The organism is Pseudomonas leptonychotis (assembly GCF_004920405.1).
GTDB classification, from domain to species: Bacteria; Pseudomonadota; Gammaproteobacteria; order Pseudomonadales; family Pseudomonadaceae; genus Aquipseudomonas; species Aquipseudomonas leptonychotis.
In genome coordinates this window covers 1002320-1018800 of the sequence record NZ_RFLV01000001.1, presented here as the reverse complement: position 1 = coordinate 1018800, position 16481 = coordinate 1002320, and the positions used below count along the sequence as shown (strand labels likewise).

The window sequence follows — 16481 nt, the reverse complement described above, 5'->3', positions numbered from 1 at the left end:
CGACAAAAGGGAGTGCGTCGGCAATCTACAGCGACTTCCAGAGTGAGTCAAAGTCTTCCTCCCCGCCTGGCATCCGGCTTTTCGGTGCTGTGACAGGCTTCCCTTGCTCACTGCTGATTTGCTCGACGCCACGGTACTCAAACTGGTTGAAACTGCCGGTGCTGGTTTGTCGGCGGCTGAGCACTGCACGGTGCTCGCTGCCATTGAGATTAATGCTGACCTTGTTGCCTTCCTGGAAGGGTAGGCGGGCCGTAATCAGGCTGGCGGGTCGTGAAATGGCGCTTATTTCTGGCAGTAGAAGGGCGCGCAGATACTGGCTGTTTTGCTCGGCCTTACGTACTAACTGCAAACCGCAGGCCTGCGCATGCGGGGCAATCAGCTCAATGCCCATTTGCGTGCCACCACCACGCACTTGGCGAATCCAGCGCACCACGGCAATGCTCCAGCCTTGCTGAGGCAAACCTTGTATGCCGAGCAGTTCGCCGGCTTGGAGTTGGCTGGGGACATCCTTGGGCCACGACAGGCAATAACCACCGGGGCTGATGTTGACGATTGTCACGTCGAAGGTCGGGTAGCTTTCAGGGCTGTTGCTGTCGGTATTCGCGCCGCTTCTTTCAGGCTTGTTGTACTGGATTTCTTCGAAAGGTAGACCGTTTTCCCAGTGGTTACTCTTTTGTGCATCGAAAGCGTTTGACCAGACATCAGGCGCCCCTGTGTCGGCCTTGAACACGGCTGCGTTGGTCGTCACGGGTACTTGCAGCACGTCGTTGAATGCGCGCTTGCCCGCCAGGTAGAAATGCAGCGCGCTCATGCCGATGCACAGGGTCAGGGTCCCTTGGCCTTGGCTGCGCTGGAAGGTGCGTTCAGCGATATCACCCCAGGCGGCGGCCAGGTGTTGAAGCATGTCATGGCTGAAACCTTCGGGGACAATCAGGCGCGATGGTGCAGCGCCCTCGGCCGGGAGTAGCAGGTGTTCTTTGATGGCGTCCACGAGCTGGCTGGGATCGATGCCCACTGCACTGTGCAGTTGATTGGGCTGGAACAGCGAAATATAGCGGGGCGGGCCGTCGAGTTGCGGAGCAACTGCGAACAAGCTTGTGGGGTCGTTACCTGCCTGCAAGGTGGCAAGTGCACTCCAAGGCTCAAGCACTTCGGCCAGGCGTGCAATTGCGCTCTGGCGCATTTGGTTGCAGCGCGCGCAACCAAGCAGTAGGGCGACTAGGTAGCTTTGTTCGGTGCTCAAGCCTTGGGTGTGTGAGGCCTGGCTATCACGAATAATGGTCTTTTGCAGGTCGCGCGCCAGGGCAATCTGGTACAGCTGGTGCAATTCGATCCACAGCCCTTCAGGTACCGGGCAATAAAGTTGGCTGGCACGGATTAGCGGGCCGCACAGGCTGTGGGTGGCCCGCTGCAGGGCGACTGCAAGCAGCTGGTGGCGTTCGCGGCCAGGTTGGGCGGCCAGGCGTGCGACGATCAGCTTGTAACCAATGGCCATGTGGTTTTGCAGGGCCTGGCAAAGGTTCGCGACCTTGCGCGGACGCTCATCGAGAACGATGGCCTGGCTGAGGAAGTGTTTCTCCAGCTGTTTGCAAACGAAATAGACTTCCGGCCGAAGGATTTCCAGCAATTGCAGGCGGTTTTCCGAGGGCGTTAGTAGCTGATTGAGTTCGACAAGTGCCTGGTACAGCTGGCGTGCAGTTTCACCAATATTGGCTTTGGGCAGGCCATCGACCCATTTTTTCAGATCACGAGGGCTGGCTTCGCAGAATGACAAGCTTTGCTTATCCGGCGTGGTAACGCGCAGTAGCAAGTGAGAATTCTGTTTATCCATCTAAATCGGATACTCCAGCGCACAGGCAGGGCAGGTGAGTCTAAGAATTATGTTTCGACTCTAGCAGCATCTCGCGTGGCCCGCAGCCATGTCCTTGGGCGTATTGCCAAGCCGGTGCGGCACACAAACATCTGGAAGTCATTGTTGTGACTGGTTTTCATGTTCAGAGGTTCACTCTGGCCTGTGCCCTCGGTGCTGCCCATATGGGTTGACAGCACCGAAGTGGAATCGCTAGCTGCGTGGTAAGCCGAGACGCTGGCCCATTTTTACCGGGCTATTGGCGGCCAACTCTTCGGCCCACTGGACCTGCTCTGGGCCAAATAACACGACAGCTGTGGAGCCCAGCTTGAAGCGTCCGAGTTCTGCGCCTTTCTCCAGCACGATTGGTGCACGCGCCGTTTCGTCGTAACGGAATGTTTTTAAGGCGCGCTTGGGAGGGGTGATCAGGCCCGCCCATACAGTCTCAATCGATGCCACGATCATCGCGCCGACCAGCACTACAGCCATTGGGCCGCGTTCGGTATCAAACAGGCAGACCACACGCTCGTTGCGAGCAAACAGCTCAGGCACATTCTCCGCAGTGGTCTGGTTAACCGAGAACAATCGGCCAGGCACATACACCATTTCTTTCAGCGTGCCAGTCAGGGGCATATGCACGCGGTGATAGTCTTTAGGCGAGAGGTAGACGGTGGCGAAGTCCCCACCCATAAATGGCGCTGCGCGCTGGCTATCGCCGCCCAGTAGTTCGATCACGCTGAAGCTGTGGCCTTTGGCTTGGAAAACCCGGCCTTGCTCGATTTTTCCAAGTTGGCTGACAGCGCCGTCGGCAGGTGAAAGTACGGCACCGGACGCGGTGTCGAGCGGACGTGCACCGTCTTTCAAAGCTCGGGTGAAGAAGTCATTGAAGTGGGCGAATGCCGTCAGGTCTTCGACCTGGGCTTCGCTCATGTTGACCTGGTACTGCTGAGCAAACCAACCAATCAGGCGGTTTTTGAACCAGCCCACGCGGCATTCGGCGGCGCAGCCGATCAGGCGCGAGAGCAGGTGATGCGGTAGTAGGTACTGGCTGAGGATAAACAGGCGATCTTTCATGTACGTTCCTTAACAGTGGCAGGCGATCAGGCGGATGCTCAGCGCTCGACCGGGGTGTCTGGGTGGTTGCCCCACTCGCCCCAGGAGCCGGCGTAGGCTTTTACCCGTGGATAGCCGAGGACTTTGGCGGCCAGGTAAGTGAAGCCGGAGCGGTGGTGGGTTTGGCAGTGGGTGATGATTTCTTTGTCGGCAGTGATGCCGAGGTCATTGAGCTGTGTTTGGAGGTCATCGCGAATACGCAACGCGCGTGATGGGTCCATACCGGCGGTCCATTCGAAATTGATGGCGCCAGGGATATGTCCGGCCTTCTGCGCCAAGGCTTTCTCACCGTTGTATTCGCTGGGCGCGCGCGCGTCCCAGATTGCCAGGTCGGCAGCGCCGAGACGGCTTTGCAGGTATTCACGGGTGGCTGTTGGTGCCGACTGCAAGATTAAGGTGGCGGTCTCTGTGTGTGCGACGGGAACTGTTGTGCTGAGGCCGCGCTCCTCTGCCAGCCAGGCCGGTAGGCCTCCGTTTAGATAGTGATAGCGTGAGTGGCCGATCACATCCAGCAGCCAGATAAAACGCCCAGCCCAGCCGCCCCCTTCATCGTCATACACCACATAAACTGCTTCAGGGTTATGCCCGAGCTCGCCGAACAATTGTTCAAGCTGTGCATGCTCTGGTAGCAGGCCAGGTGCTGGCGGCTGCCCTAACTGAGTGCGTTTGGGGTCGACAAAATACGCGCCAGGGATGTGGCCGGCGGCGTAGCGGGCGCTACTAGTCAGGTCAATCAGGATCAGCTCGGGAACATTCAAGCGGCTGGCCAGTTGGGCGGGTTCAATCAGCAAGGGCAACTCAGCGAAGGCGGTCATGCCGGGCCTCTTTTGACAGGAAAGGGACGGATTGTAGCGGAAAGCCTAGCGCCCGCGGTTGGCAAAGCTGGCCAGGGCTCGCTCAATGCATTGCACGGTTTTGCCAAAGCCTTGCACGCTGGCATCGCTTAACGCCTGACCGTTTTGGTCGGCGAACACCAGCATGACCACGCGGTTGTTGCTGGCGATTGAGCGGATTAGCAGGTGCTCGCTGGGGAACAGGCTTTTCAGGGCGCCGGGCAGCATTGCCGAGAACTGCGCCATATTGGCCGGGCTTAGTTTTAGCTGTGCAGGTGCGCTGAGCAGGCGGCGCAGCACTTGGCTGTGTTGTGGGTCAAGGCTGAGGCTGGCCGCCGCTTTGTCCAGGCCGCTTTGTTGCTGGGCAATCAGGCGGGTGTGGTTGCGATCTGCCAGTAGGATCAGCACGCGCTGCATGCCGCCGGCCTGCAGTGCCTGATTGGCGCAGGCGGTGAGTTGCAACACGTTGGTAAATGCGCTGGGTTGTGCGAGTAGTTGCCCGCATTGTTGTCGCCATTCGCTCACGACGGCGGCTTTTGGGGGCTCAATAGTGGCTTGCAGGTGCCGGGCCTGCCATGGCCACAGCAGGGCTTTGGCTGGGTGCCAGAGGTCTGTGGTGGGCAGTTGGCGGACGCTGCTTACTGCGTTCTGGTGCAGCAACTGCTGCACGTTATCGAGCGGCAGTTGCAGGAATAAGCCTGCCAGACGTTGCCAGCGCAGGCTGTGTGGGCTGTTCCACGCATAGTGCGCTGAAATCGCTAGGCCGTTGGCCAGCAGAATGCTGTTGGCTGGTTGAGTTAGCCAGCGGCGCAGGTTGCTGTCGGCATCAAGGATTTGTTGCTGGTGCAGTGGATGTTCATTGTCACGTGCGATATGCAGCGCCTTGACCAGCAGGCGGCGGTCGCTGACCAGCAATCTGTAGCCCTGAGTAACCCATTCGGGCAAGTGCCATTGCTCGCTCAGCGCCAGGCACAGTTTCAGCAGCGGTACCCCCAGCAGTTCCTGTTCGACCTTGGTAGCGGCTTCGCCCTTGACCAGTACCCGCTGCTCCCAGACTTCAAACAGTTCCGGGTGGGCGGCGAGCAGCGTCCAGATCGGCGCCAGAAACAGCAGGCTGCCCCAATGCACTTCCTGCCACAGTCGTGCCAGCCGCCCGGCAAACAAACCATTGGCCTGCTGGCTGGCATGCTGGCTGATTAACTGGATTTGCCGGAGCGCTCTGGGCAGTTCCAGCTCGGGCATCGCCGGCAGGCGGTTGAGCAGCTCTTCGGTGCGTTTGATGCCGAGGCGACTGATGGCAGCCTCGAGGCTTTCAGTTTGCTCGTTGAGCCCGCTGCTTGTGCGATTGGCCTCGCGCAGCACGCTGAGCGCCAATGCTGGGCAGCCCTGCATCAAATCTGCCAGTTCGCGCATCGAGCGATTGCTGTCCGCCAAGGCGTGCCGCAGTTTTTGTTGGCTGTCACTGGAGGCAGGCAATAGCTGGCTGTCCAGCTGCTTGAGCCAGTCGGTCAGGGTGCGCGGATAGTGAATGGGCTTTGGCATGCGGGTTGAGACAAGCTGGCTTTTGACCTTAACTGGCTATAGTCTCGCGCAAAACTTCCGATAAATAGAAGGGTTGTTTTGCAAAGCCCCTTTCTACCCTCTCTGGCAAGTCTCTTTCTATGGCAAAAATCATCGGCATCATTGTTGTATTCGCCAGCGTTTTAGGGGGGTTTATCCTCTCCGGCGGTAAGTTTATGGCGTTGGTCCACCCCTTCGAAGTGATGATCATTGGCGGCGCCGCGTTGGGGGCATTTCTGCAGGCCAACCCTGGCAGCATGTTCATGCAGGTGTTCAAGAAGTCGCTGAGCATGTTCAGCTCGCGCTTCACTCATCATTACTACCTGGATGTGCTGAAGCTGCTTTATGAGATTCTCAACAAGAGTCGCCGCGAAGGCATGATGGCCATCGAAGCCGATGTTGAAGACCCTGCCGCCAGTCCAATATTCAGTAAGTACCCTGGCATCCTCAAAGATCAGCGGATGATCGCCTTCATCTGCGACTATTTACGCATCATGTCGTCCGGCAACATGGCTCCGCACGAGCTTGAGGGCTTGTTTGATATGGAGATCACCAGCCTTAAGGAGGAACTTGAGCACCCCGCGCATGCCGTGGCGAAGGTTGCCGATGGCATGCCGGCCATGGGTATTGTGGCGGCCGTGCTGGGCATCGTGATCACCATGTCGATCCTCGCCGAGGCTGATAACGCAGAGATTGGTGAGAAGGTCGGTACCGCTCTGGTAGGTACGTTCCTCGGGATTCTGGCGTCCTATGGTTTCTTCGGCCCGTTGGCTGGTGCGCTGGAGCACGATGCCAAGGAAGAGCTGAATGTCTATGAGGCAATCAAGGCCGGGCTGGTTGCGTCGGCCTCCGGTATGCCGCCTTCGCTTGCCGTGGAGTTCTCGCGCAAAGTGCTCTATCCAGCGCACCGCCCAAGCTTTGCCGAGCTTGAGCAGGCCATGCGTGGGGGCTAACGCGAGCCATGGAGAATAACCAGCCGATTATCGTCAAGCGGGTCAAGAAGATTGCCGGTGGCCACCACGGTGGCGCCTGGAAAATCGCCTTTGCTGACTTTGCCACCGCGATGATGGCGTTCTTTATGGTGATGTGGCTGATGTCGTCGGCCACGCCTGAGCAGAAGAAGCTGATTTCGGGTTACTTTCAGGACCCGGTAGGGTTCTCCGAGAGTGCCAGTCCTTATGTGATTGATCTGGGTGGAACGCCCACGCCATCGCCGGACAGAACGCTCAATGATGTCCCGCAGGAGGAGAAAACCCCTGCTGAAGATGACCAGGCTGACCTCAATAAGGAACAGGCCGAGTCGGTAGCCGAAGAAGTCGAGCGCGAGCGCCTGGAGTTGTTGCTGCAGGAATTGCAGAACAAGGTTGAGGAAAACCCTCAGCTGCAGAATTTTAAAGACCAGATTCTCTTCGAAATCACCCAGGATGGCCTGCGCATCCAGATTATGGACGCCGAGAATAGGCCGATGTTTGCCTCGGGCAGTGCGCGTCTGCAGTCCTATTTCGAAGATATCCTGCTGGCCATGACCGACACTATTGCGGCGGTGCCTAACAAGATAAGCGTCAGCGGCCATACCGATGCTGCGCCCTTTGTCGGGCGTGGAGGGTATGGCAACTGGGAGCTGTCCTCCGATCGCGCTAATGCGGCGCGGCGCGTGCTGATTGCCGGCGGTTATGATGACGACCAAGTGGCGCGGGTGGTGGGCTATGCGTCGTCGGCGTTGTTTGATCGGGATAAGCCGCTCAATCCGGTCAACCGGCGTATCGATATCGTGGTGCTCACTAAGAAGGCCCAGCGTGCCATTGAGGGGGCGCAAAGTGACTCTGCAGATCCGCCCACTGAGACACCTGTAGGTGATCCAACGGCTGCCCCCGTCATCGAGCCGCCCGTTGCCCCAGGTGACCCGCTGCCCGGCGGGCAGTTACGTGAGCGGCTGAATATTTTTGAGGACGGCGTGTTGCAGTTCGATCAGCCCACAGAATAAGCGTTGGCTGTAAATGAAAGGCCGCGACTGTCGCGGCCTTTTTTGTTGATGGCCTGCCATTCCTGCGGGCCGTCGCGGGGCGACGTTAAAAATCGCACCCGGCGATTTTTTCAGTACTCGTTTTCCGGCAGGCTGGCCAGAATTTGTCGGTAACTGGCCATGCGCTGCGGGTGCAGACGACCATCTTCAAGGGCTTTGAGCAGGGCGCAGCCGGGTTCGCGATCATGTTTGCAGTCGCGGAAGCGGCATTGACCGATCAGCTCACCGAACTCGATAAAACCGGCCTCGACGTCATCGCGACTGACATGCACCAGGCCGAACTCGCGAATCCCAGGAGAATCAATCAGTTCGCCGCCGCCGGGAAAGTGGAACAGGCGTGCAGTGGTGGTGGTGTGAGTCCCCAGCCCGGACTGCTCCGAAAGTGGGCCAACACGGGTGTCGATATCGGGTAGTAGGCTGTTAACCAGTGATGACTTGCCGACCCCCGATTGGCCTACGAACACACTGATGTGGCCGTCGAGTTGCTGTTGCAACTGTTGCATGCCGTCGCCGCCGTGGGCGGACACTTCCAGCAGCGGATAACCGAGCTCGCGGTAAACCCCGAGCATGCGATTGAGGGCCACGGCGTTCTGCTCATCCAGCAGATCGGTCTTATTCAGCAGCAGCAGCGGGCGAATGCCTGCGTGTTCGGCGGCCACCAGGTAGCGGTCGATCAGGTTGGCATGCGGCTCGGGCAGCGGCGCGAAAACGATCACGATCAGGTCGACGTTGGCCGCTACCGGCTTGAGTTGGCCGCGGGTATCTGGGCGGCACAGCTCGGTGCTGCGCGGCAACTGCGCCACAATCACACCAATGCCTTGGTTGCCGGCGCGCCACACCACCTGGTCACCGGTGACCATGGTCGGTAGGTTGGCGCGTAGGTGGCAACGGAATACCTGGCCGGCCAGTTCGCCATCCAGTGCTTCAACCTCGATCTGCACGCCGAAGTGGGCGATCACCAGGCCGGTCTGTTCCGGGCCGAGGTCGCCGCCTTCAAGAATCTGTACAGCCTGCGATTCGCGCTTGGCGGCGCGGGCGGCACGCTCGCCCTGGATTTTTTCGATACGCCAGTTTTGCCGGCGGTTAAGTTGGCGTTTGGCCATGGGTCTTCCGAGAGTTGAATTGCGCAATAAACGGTCGCGAGTCTAGCACGGGCTGCCTATTGAGCTGCTGGCGCAGCTAAACTGCGGCGCATCATCGGTCGGACGGTTCAGGAGTCTGCATGCTGCGCGTTGTTCGCCACTATCCGGCGTTACTGGCCTTGTGTGCCCAGTTGGGCGCGACTGTGCTGATTGGCCTGGGGCTGTATCTAGTCGCTCAGCTGTCGCCCTGGCGACCGACTTGGCTGGCCGTAGGTCTGCTGCAAGGCTTGCTGGCTGCCACTCTGGCACGTTACGTGGGACTGTCGCGCTGGTGGTGTGGGTTAAACCTGCTGTTCGTCCCTGCACTGCTGCTGGCCAGTGGTGCGCCGCTGCCGTCCTGGGTGTTTCTTGGCGGATTTGTCCTCTTGTTGCTGCTCAACTGGAACAGCTTTGGCGAGCGAGTGCCGTTGTATCTGACGGGTGCCGGCGCCCGCCAGCATCTGCTCGGCGTACTGAGCGAGCAACCCGAACACTTTCGCTTTATCGATCTGGGCTGCGGCCCTGCAGGCACCCTGCTGACCCTGGCCCGGCAGTTCCCGCAGGCGCAGTTTGTTGGGGTGGAAACCGCGCCGCTGTCCTTTGTAATCGCCTGGTTGCGTGCCTTGCCCCAGAGCAATTGCCAGATCCGTTATGAAAACCTCTGGCGCAGCGACCTGTCCGCGTTCGATGTGGTGTATTGCTTCCTCTCACCTGCGCCGATGCCTGAGTTGTGGGTCAAGGCCTGCGCGCAGATGCCGTCCGGCAGCTTGCTGATCAGCAACACTTTCGAGGTGCCTGGGCAGCCGGCCGATCAGCAGATCGAACTGCACGACTGGCGCAAGTCGCGGCTCTTGTTATGGCGCATGCGCGGCTGATTTATTTATTACAGGCCGGCATCAACACCGCATAGCCGAGCGCTGTAGTTTTTCGGCGGCCTGTTAAACTGTCGGCCTTAGTCGAGGAGCCGTGCATGCAGAACGCCAATAACCTGATTTGGATCGACCTGGAAATGACCGGTCTTGAGCCCGAAACGGACGTCATCATCGAGATGGCCACCATCGTTACCGACAGTGAGCTGAACATCCTTGCTGAAGGGCCGGTGATTGCCGTGCATCAGAGTGATGAGCTGCTCGCCGGTATGGATGAATGGAATACGCGCACCCATGGTGGTAGCGGTCTGACTCAGCGGGTGCGCGAAAGCACGATCGGCCCTGCCGAAGCTGAGGCGATGACCATCGCTTTTCTTGAGCAGTGGGTGCCTAAGGGTAAATCGCCGATCTGCGGCAACAGCATTGGCCAGGATCGGCGTTTTCTGTGCAAGTACATGCAGAATCTGGATGCCTACTTCCACTACCGCAATCTGGATGTGTCGACCCTTAAAATTCTCGCTGGCCTGTGGGCCCCACAGGTTAAAGAGTCGTTTCAGAAGCAGGGCACGCATAAAGCGTTGGATGATATCCGTGAGTCCATCGCTGAGCTGCAACATTACCGTCAGCACTTGCTGAAAGTGTGATGCCGCAAAAGCCCGCTTCGGCGGGTTTTTCTTTGGGTAACGGTTGCCGGGTTAGAGGTCGTGCTGCGCCAGCGCCCATTCAACATGTTCGCGCACTAATGCTGAAGGGTATTCGCGGCGCGCTTTGAGTGCTTCCAGTACCGGAATGCTTGAGGGCGCGTTACCTAAGCCGACTGCCAAGTTGCGTAGCCAGCGCTCATAGCCTGCACGTCGCAGCGGCGAGCCTTCGGTGCGGCTGAGAAACTCGTCCTCATTCCAGCAAAACAGTTCGGCCAACTCGGCGTTGTCCAGGCTGTGGCGCGGTTGAAAGTCACTTTGTTCGGTAGGTTTGGCAAAGCGATTCCACGGGCAGACCATCTGGCAATCATCGCAGCCGAACACCCGATTGCCGATCGGTGCGCGTAGCTCTTCTGGTATCGAGCCTTTGAGCTCGATGGTCAGGTAGGAGATGCAGCGCCGCGCATCCAGCACATAAGGGCCAACGAAAGCTGCGGTGGGGCAGATGTCCATACAGGCGGTGCAACGGCCGCAGTGCTCGCTGCTGTGCGGTTCATCGACGGGCAGGGGTAAGTCGACGAACAGTTCGCCGAGAAAAAAGTAACTGCCAGCTTTGCGGTTGAGTACCAGGGTGTTCTTGCCGATCCAGCCGAGCCCGGCCTGCTCGGCAATAGCCTTTTCCAGCACCGGTGCGCTGTCGACGAAAGCGCGAAAGCCGAAGGGGCCGATCTGCTGTTGAATGCGCTCGGCCAGTTGCTGCAAGCGCTTGCGGATCAGTTTGTGGTAATCGCGGCCCAAGGCGTAGCGCGATACATAGGCTTTTTCGGGCTGGCCGAGACGCTTGGCCATCTGTGTGTCGCCAGGTAGGTAGTCCATGCGCAACGAGACCACGCGCAAGGTGCCGGGCACCAGTTCGTCCGGGTGCGAGCGTTTGCTGCCGTGGGCGGCCATGTAATCCATCTCGCCCTGGTAGCCGGCCTCCAGCCAGCGCTGCAGGTGCATCTCGTGCTCGCCCAATTGCACGTCGGCAATCCCGACTTGCTGAAAGCCCAGCTCACGGCCCCAGTCTTTGATCGACTGGGCGAGGGCTGCAAGGTCTAGGGCATTACTGTTCATATGAGCGCGGGTAACCGGGGCGGAGGTGGGTATAATTCTGCCAGACATCGGAGCCCACGCATGCCGCATTCTCCTGACAATCTTCCTTTGGCGCTCTACAGCGCTGCACAAGTGCGCGAGCTGGATGCGCGGCTGATCGCTGCCGGCACGCCAGGGTTTGAGTTGATGAGCCGCGCCGCTCATGCCATTTGGCGGACCTTACGCCGCCGTTGGCCGGATGTCGGTGTACTCACAGTGCTGGCTGGGCGTGGCAATAATGCCGGCGACGGTTATCTGGTGGCGGCTTTAGCGCTGCGCGCGGGCTGGCGGGTGCAGGTGTTGGCGGTGGGGGATGCGGCGCAGTTGCAGGGCGATGCCGCGTTGGCCCGTGATCAGGCGCTGGCTGCCAGCGTACCGGTGCAGCCTTGGCGCGAAGGCGTCGAGTTGCAAGGCGTGGTGCTTGACGCTTTGCTTGGTACCGGCCTGCAGGGCGCGGTGCGTGAGCCATATGCCCTGGTCATTGGTGTGCTGAATGCCAGCGGCTTGCCTGTGCTGGCGGTGGATATACCTTCAGGGCTCTGCGCCGACACGGGGCAGGCGTTGGGCGTTGCGGTGCGCGCTGAGCTGACGGTCAGCCTGATTGGTCTGAAGCTAGGCCTGTTTACCGGCCAAGCAGCGGAGTATTTGGGCGAGCTGCAGTTTGATGATTTACAGGCTGATGCCGCTTTAGTCGCCGCGCAAACTTTTACCGTGCAACGCCTGGCGCCAGCCAGCCTGCCGCAGCTGCCCGCGCGTTCGCGCAACGTGCACAAGGGGCAGTTGGGGCATGTGTTGGTGGTGGCTGGTGACCGGGGGTATGCCGGCGCGGGTTTGCTGGCGGCGCAGAGCGCATTGCGTACCGGCGCCGGGCTGGTCAGTCTGGCAACCCGCAGCGAACATCTGCCGGCGGCGCAGGCGCGTTTGCCTGAGGTGATGGCGGCAGGTGTTGCTTCAGCTAACCAGTTGTTGGCATTAGGCGTGAATGCCAGTGTTTGGGTGGTGGGGCCTGGCTTGGGGCAGGCGGCCTGGGGGCGTAGCCTGGTGTCGGCGGCGGCGACCTGCCACGTGGCGCAGGTGTGGGACGCCGATGCGTTGAATCTTCTGGCCCAGGGCTTAGTCGAATTACCGCCCGGCGCGGTGCTGACGCCGCACCCTGGTGAGGCCGCCCGTTTGCTTGGGATTAGCAGTGCAGCCGTGCAGGCGGATCGGCCGGGCGCTGCCCGGGCGCTGGCACAGCGTTATCGGGCGGTTTGTGTGCTCAAAGGCGCGGGCAGCCTGATTGCCGATTGTGATGGGGCGCTTTGGCTGTGTGAGCGCGGTCATCCGGCCATGGCTGGCGCGGGCTTGGGGGATGTGTTGGCAGGTGTTATCGGAGCGCTGCTCGCCCAGGGGCTGGCGGCATTGCCAGCGGCTCAACTGGCTGTTTATCTACACGCCTGCGCCGGCGAACGGTTAGCGCTGCAAGGTCGTGGCCTGGCAGCAAGTGATTTGTGTGAGGTTATTCGTGAACTTTTGCAGGAGCAGTCTGCGTGTCTGAGTTAGAACTGTTTGCCGCCGACGAAGAAGCGATGCTGGTGCTGGGGGCGCGCATTGCCGCCGTGACCGGCGGCATTGGCTTGATTTATTTGCATGGCGACCTGGGTGCCGGCAAAACCACCCTGTCGCGCGGCATTATTCGTGGCCTGGGGCATGTAGGGGCGGTGAAAAGCCCGACCTTTACCCTGGTTGAGCCCTACGAGATTGGCGCGTTGCGCGTTTTTCACTTCGATCTTTATCGTTTGGTGGATCCCGAAGAGCTGGAGTACCTCGGCATCCGTGATTATTTCGACGGGCATGCATTGTGTCTCGTCGAATGGCCTCAGCGAGGCGCAGGCGTTTTGCCAAAGGCTGACCTGGACATTACCATTAGCCCGCAAGAGGCCGGCCGGGTGCTGCGTTTGCAGGCGCACGGCGAGCGCGGCACCGCTTGGTGTGCCACTTTGGCCGTCGAGGCATGAATTAATTATGGGGTTGGCTATGCGCATAAGCGCGCGTTTCATCGCAATTGGAGTGGCATTGGTAGGCATGGCCGCCGATGTAATGGCCGCTTCGGATGTGCGCAGTGTGCGGCTGTGGCGTGCGCCGGATAACACTCGCTTGGTGTTTGACCTGTCCGGGCCGGTGCAGCACAGCGTGTTTCTGCTCTCTGCGCCTAATCGCATTGTTATTGATGTCAGTGGTGCCAAGCTGGCCACGGGCTTCGATCAGTTGACCCTGAGTAATACCCCGATTACCGGCGTACGTTCTGCGCAGCGCACGCCGGAAGACCTGCGGGTGGTGATTGATCTTTCTGCCGCCGTGACGCCGAAGAGTTTTACCCTCGCCCCCAATCAGCAGTACGGCCATCGTTTGGTGGTCGACTTGTTTGATCAGGATGGCAGCGGCGCGCCAAGCCTGCCCACCACCATTGTGGCCACCGCGCCGCAAGTGCCGGTGACACCGACTCAAGCCCCGCCCAAACTGACCCCGATACCCAATGGTAAGCGCGATATTGTGATTGCTATTGATGCGGGCCACGGCGGTGAAGACCCGGGCGCCCTGTCGCCGGTCAAAGGCCAGTATGAGAAGCATGTGACCCTGGCGATTGCCAAAGAGCTGCAGCGCCAGGTCAATGCCGAGAAAGGCTTCCGGGCTGAGTTGGTGCGTACGGGCGACTACTTTATCCCCCTGCGCAAACGCACCGAGATCGCCCGTAAAAAGGGCGCCGATCTGTTTGTTTCCATCCATGCCGATGCCGCGCCTCGGGCTGCAGCATTTGGCGCGTCGGTGTATGCGCTATCGGACCGTGGGGCGACCTCGGAAACGGCGCGTTGGTTGGCCGATTCGGAAAATCAGTCGGACCTGATCGGCGGCGCCGGTAATGTCAGCCTGGATGATAAGGACCGCATGCTCGCCGGGGTATTGCTCGACCTGTCGATGACCGCCTCGCTGTCATCCAGCCTCAATGTGGGCAACAAGGTGCTGGGCAATATGGGCCGGGTCACGCCGCTGCATAAGCGCCGCGTAGAGCAGGCCGGTTTTATGGTGCTGAAATCGCCCGATATTCCCTCGATCCTGGTCGAGACGGGGTTTATCTCCAATCCCAATGAGGCCCGCAAACTTGCCTCTTCCAGCCACCAGCAGGCGCTGGCGCGCTCGATTATTACGGGCGTACGGCAGTTCTTTCATGAGAACCCGCCTCCGGGCACCCATGTGGCCTGGTTGCGTGATAACGGCAAGATCACCCTGGGTCCGCGTGAGCACGTGGTCAGCTCGGGTGAAAGCCTGGCGCTGATTGCCCAGCGTTATCAGGTCAGTCTGGCCGTGCTGCGCACTACCAATTCGCTGAAAAGCGATGTGATCAAGGTCGGTCAGCGTCTGCAGGTGCCGGCCAACGCACTGGCTGCGCAGCCATGATTGATGCTGCGCGTATCCAGCTGCTCAGTCCGCGGCTGGCGAACCAGATTGCTGCTGGTGAGGTGGTTGAGCGGCCGGCTTCGGTGATCAAGGAGCTGTTGGAAAACAGCTTGGATTCCGGTGCCAAGCGTATTGAAGTTGATGTCGAGCAGGGCGGCGTCAAGTTGCTCAAAGTGCGCGACAACGGCAGCGGCATCTCTGCGGATGATCTGCCGCTGGCATTGGCGCGACATGCCACCAGCAAGATTCGTGAGTTGGAAGACCTTGAGCAGGTGATGAGTCTCGGTTTTCGTGGCGAAGCGCTGGCGTCGATCAGCTCGGTCGCACGTCTGACCCTGACCTCGCGCACAGAAGGTGCTGAGCAGGCCTGGCAAGTAGAAACCGAAGGCCGCGACATGCAGCCACGGGTGCAGCCAGCGGCGCATCCGGTGGGCACATCGGTGGAAGTGCGTGACCTGTTCTTCAATACCCCCGCGCGGCGCAAGTTTCTCAAAACCGAGAAAACTGAGTTTGATCACCTGCAGGAAGTGATCAAACGGCTAGCCCTGGCGCGTTTCGATGTGGCTTTTCACTTGCGTCACAACGGCAAGACCATGCTCGGTTTGCATGAGGCGCCGGATGAACTCAGTCGCGCGCGCCGGGTGGCGTCGGTCTGCGGAGCCGCATTCTTAGAGCAGTCGTTGCCGATCGATATCGAACGTAACGGCCTGCATTTATGGGGTTGGGTCGGCTTGCCGACGTTTTCCCGTAGCCAGGCAGATTTGCAGTATTTCTATGTGAACGGCCGCATGGTGCGCGACAAGTTGGTCGCGCATGCGGTGCGTCAGGCCTACCGCGATGTGCTGTTCAATGGCCGTCATCCGACCTTTGTGCTGTTTCTGGAAATCGACCCTTCAGTGGTTGATGTCAACGTGCACCCAACCAAGCATGAAGTGCGCTTCCGTGATGGGCGCATGGTCCATGATTTCCTTTACGGCACGTTGCACCGGGCACTGGGTGAGGTGCGTCCGGAGGACCAATTGGCGGCTCCGGCGACGGTCAGCGAAATGCTGCGCCCTACCGGTCAGGCCGCCGGTGAGTTTGGTCCGCAGGGTGAAATCGGTTTGGCTGCCAGCCTGCTGCAGCCTGCGTCCAGCGGCTCTGTGTGGCGTTCGCCGGGTGCCGGTTATCAGGGCGCTCGCCCTGACTCCGCCTTGCCGGCCGCGGAAGCCCAAGGCGCCTATCGTGAATTTTTCGCGCCGATGGCGACGACGCCAGCTCCGGCGGGCTTGCCCGAGGCTCAGGGTGATATTCCACCGCTGGGTTACGCCATTGCTCAGCTCAAGGGCATCTATATTCTGGCTGAGAATGTACAGGGGTTGGTCGTTGTGGACATGCATGCGGCCCATGAGCGCATCACCTATGAGCGGCTGAAGGTGGCCATGGCCAGTGAGGGTTTGCGTGGCCAGCCGCTGCTGGTGCCCGAGTCGATTGCGGTGAGTCAGCGTGAAGCTGACTGCGCCGAGGAGCATGCCGAGTGGTTCTTGCGCCTGGGCTTCGAGTTGCAGCGCCTGGGGCCGGAGACATTGGCGATTCGGCAGATTCCGGCCTTGCTCAAGCAGGCCGAGGCGACACGCCTGGTGCAGGACGTGCTCGGTGATCTGCTCGAATACGGCACCACCGACCGCATTCAAGCCCACCTCAATGAACTGCTCGGCACCATGGCCTGTCACGGCGCTGTACGCGCTAATCGGCGCCTGACCCTGCCGGAAATGAATGCCTTGCTGCGCGACATGGAGCACACCGAGCGTAGCGGTCAATGCAACCATGGCCGTCCGACCTGGACGCAGATGGGCATGGATGACCTCGACAAGCTGTTCCTGCGCGGCCGCTAACCGTCGCGCCATTTAAAGAGAATTTTTGA

At 60.0% G+C, this 16481-nt stretch carries 14 protein-coding genes; 8 read left to right on the top strand and 6 right to left on the bottom strand.

From position 1 onward, the window contains the following. Positions 1-25: 25 nt before the first annotated feature. The 4 genes from D8779_RS04640 to D8779_RS04625 all read right to left on the bottom strand — a co-directional run bounded on the left by D8779_RS04640 (position 26) and on the right by D8779_RS04625 (position 5337). Positions 26-1831, bottom strand: a complete 1806-nt coding sequence (locus D8779_RS04640; protein WP_136663278.1) for a molecular chaperone — start codon at positions 1829-1831, stop codon at positions 26-28. Between the two features lie 231 nt (positions 1832-2062). Further along, positions 2063-2923 carry an archaetidylserine decarboxylase gene (gene asd, locus D8779_RS04635; RefSeq protein ID WP_136663277.1) on the bottom strand — a complete coding sequence of 287 codons (861 nt, stop codon included), beginning with the start codon at positions 2921-2923 and terminating at the stop codon, positions 2063-2065. A 38-nt stretch (positions 2924-2961) separates the two neighbouring features. After that, positions 2962-3777, bottom strand: a complete 816-nt coding sequence (locus D8779_RS04630) for a rhodanese-like domain-containing protein (RefSeq protein WP_136663276.1) — start codon at positions 3775-3777, stop codon at positions 2962-2964. A gap of 45 nt (positions 3778-3822) precedes the next feature. Next, positions 3823-5337, bottom strand: a complete 1515-nt coding sequence (locus D8779_RS04625) for an HDOD domain-containing protein (RefSeq protein WP_136663275.1) — start codon at positions 5335-5337, stop codon at positions 3823-3825. Between the two features lie 119 nt (positions 5338-5456). Between D8779_RS04625 and motA the strand changes: the two genes are divergently transcribed. Continuing rightward, positions 5457-6308, top strand: a complete 852-nt coding sequence (motA, locus tag D8779_RS04620; RefSeq protein ID WP_136663274.1) for a flagellar motor stator protein MotA — start codon at positions 5457-5459, stop codon at positions 6306-6308. A gap of 8 nt (positions 6309-6316) precedes the next feature. Continuing rightward, a complete protein-coding gene (gene motB / locus D8779_RS04615) occupies positions 6317-7339 on the top strand; it encodes a flagellar motor protein MotB (RefSeq protein ID WP_136663273.1) in 1023 nt (340 codons plus the stop codon). A gap of 110 nt (positions 7340-7449) precedes the next feature. Here the strand turns inward: motB and rsgA are convergent, their stop codons facing one another. Next, positions 7450-8481, bottom strand: a complete 1032-nt coding sequence (gene rsgA / locus D8779_RS04610; RefSeq protein ID WP_136663272.1) for a small ribosomal subunit biogenesis GTPase RsgA — start codon at positions 8479-8481, stop codon at positions 7450-7452. Positions 8482-8600: 119 nt separating this feature from the next. On the opposite strand from rsgA, the gene D8779_RS04605 reads away from it, so the two are divergent. Further along, a complete protein-coding gene (locus tag D8779_RS04605; RefSeq protein WP_136663271.1) occupies positions 8601-9374 on the top strand; it encodes a class I SAM-dependent methyltransferase in 774 nt (257 codons plus the stop codon). Between the two features lie 95 nt (positions 9375-9469). Continuing rightward, a complete protein-coding gene (gene orn / locus D8779_RS04600) occupies positions 9470-10012 on the top strand; it encodes an oligoribonuclease (RefSeq protein WP_136663270.1) in 543 nt (180 codons plus the stop codon). 51 nt (positions 10013-10063) lie between these two features. Here orn and queG read toward each other — a convergent pair whose 3' ends face one another. Further along, positions 10064-11125 carry a tRNA epoxyqueuosine(34) reductase QueG gene (gene queG / locus D8779_RS04595; protein ID WP_136663269.1) on the bottom strand — a complete coding sequence of 354 codons (1062 nt, stop codon included), beginning with the start codon at positions 11123-11125 and terminating at the stop codon, positions 10064-10066. A gap of 60 nt (positions 11126-11185) precedes the next feature. Between queG and D8779_RS04590 the strand changes: the two genes are divergently transcribed. From D8779_RS04590 to mutL, 4 genes are read left to right on the top strand one after another with little or no spacing between them, the layout of a single operon-like run. Next, a complete protein-coding gene (locus D8779_RS04590; protein ID WP_136663268.1) occupies positions 11186-12685 on the top strand; it encodes an NAD(P)H-hydrate dehydratase in 1500 nt (499 codons plus the stop codon). Further along, the gene (tsaE, locus tag D8779_RS04585; RefSeq protein ID WP_136663267.1) at positions 12673-13140 is read left to right on the top strand and encodes a tRNA (adenosine(37)-N6)-threonylcarbamoyltransferase complex ATPase subunit type 1 TsaE; all 468 of its coding nucleotides are present in this window, start codon (positions 12673-12675) and stop codon (positions 13138-13140) included. The genes D8779_RS04590 and tsaE overlap by 13 nt, the downstream gene beginning before the upstream one ends. A 19-nt stretch (positions 13141-13159) precedes the next feature. Continuing rightward, positions 13160-14578, top strand: coding sequence for an N-acetylmuramoyl-L-alanine amidase (locus D8779_RS04580; RefSeq protein WP_240789681.1), 1419 nt, complete (start codon positions 13160-13162; stop codon positions 14576-14578). Next, positions 14575-16452, top strand: a complete 1878-nt coding sequence (gene mutL, locus D8779_RS04575; RefSeq protein WP_136663265.1) for a DNA mismatch repair endonuclease MutL — start codon at positions 14575-14577, stop codon at positions 16450-16452. Before D8779_RS04580 ends, mutL begins: the two co-directional genes overlap by 4 nt. Positions 16453-16481: the final 29 nt, after the last annotated feature.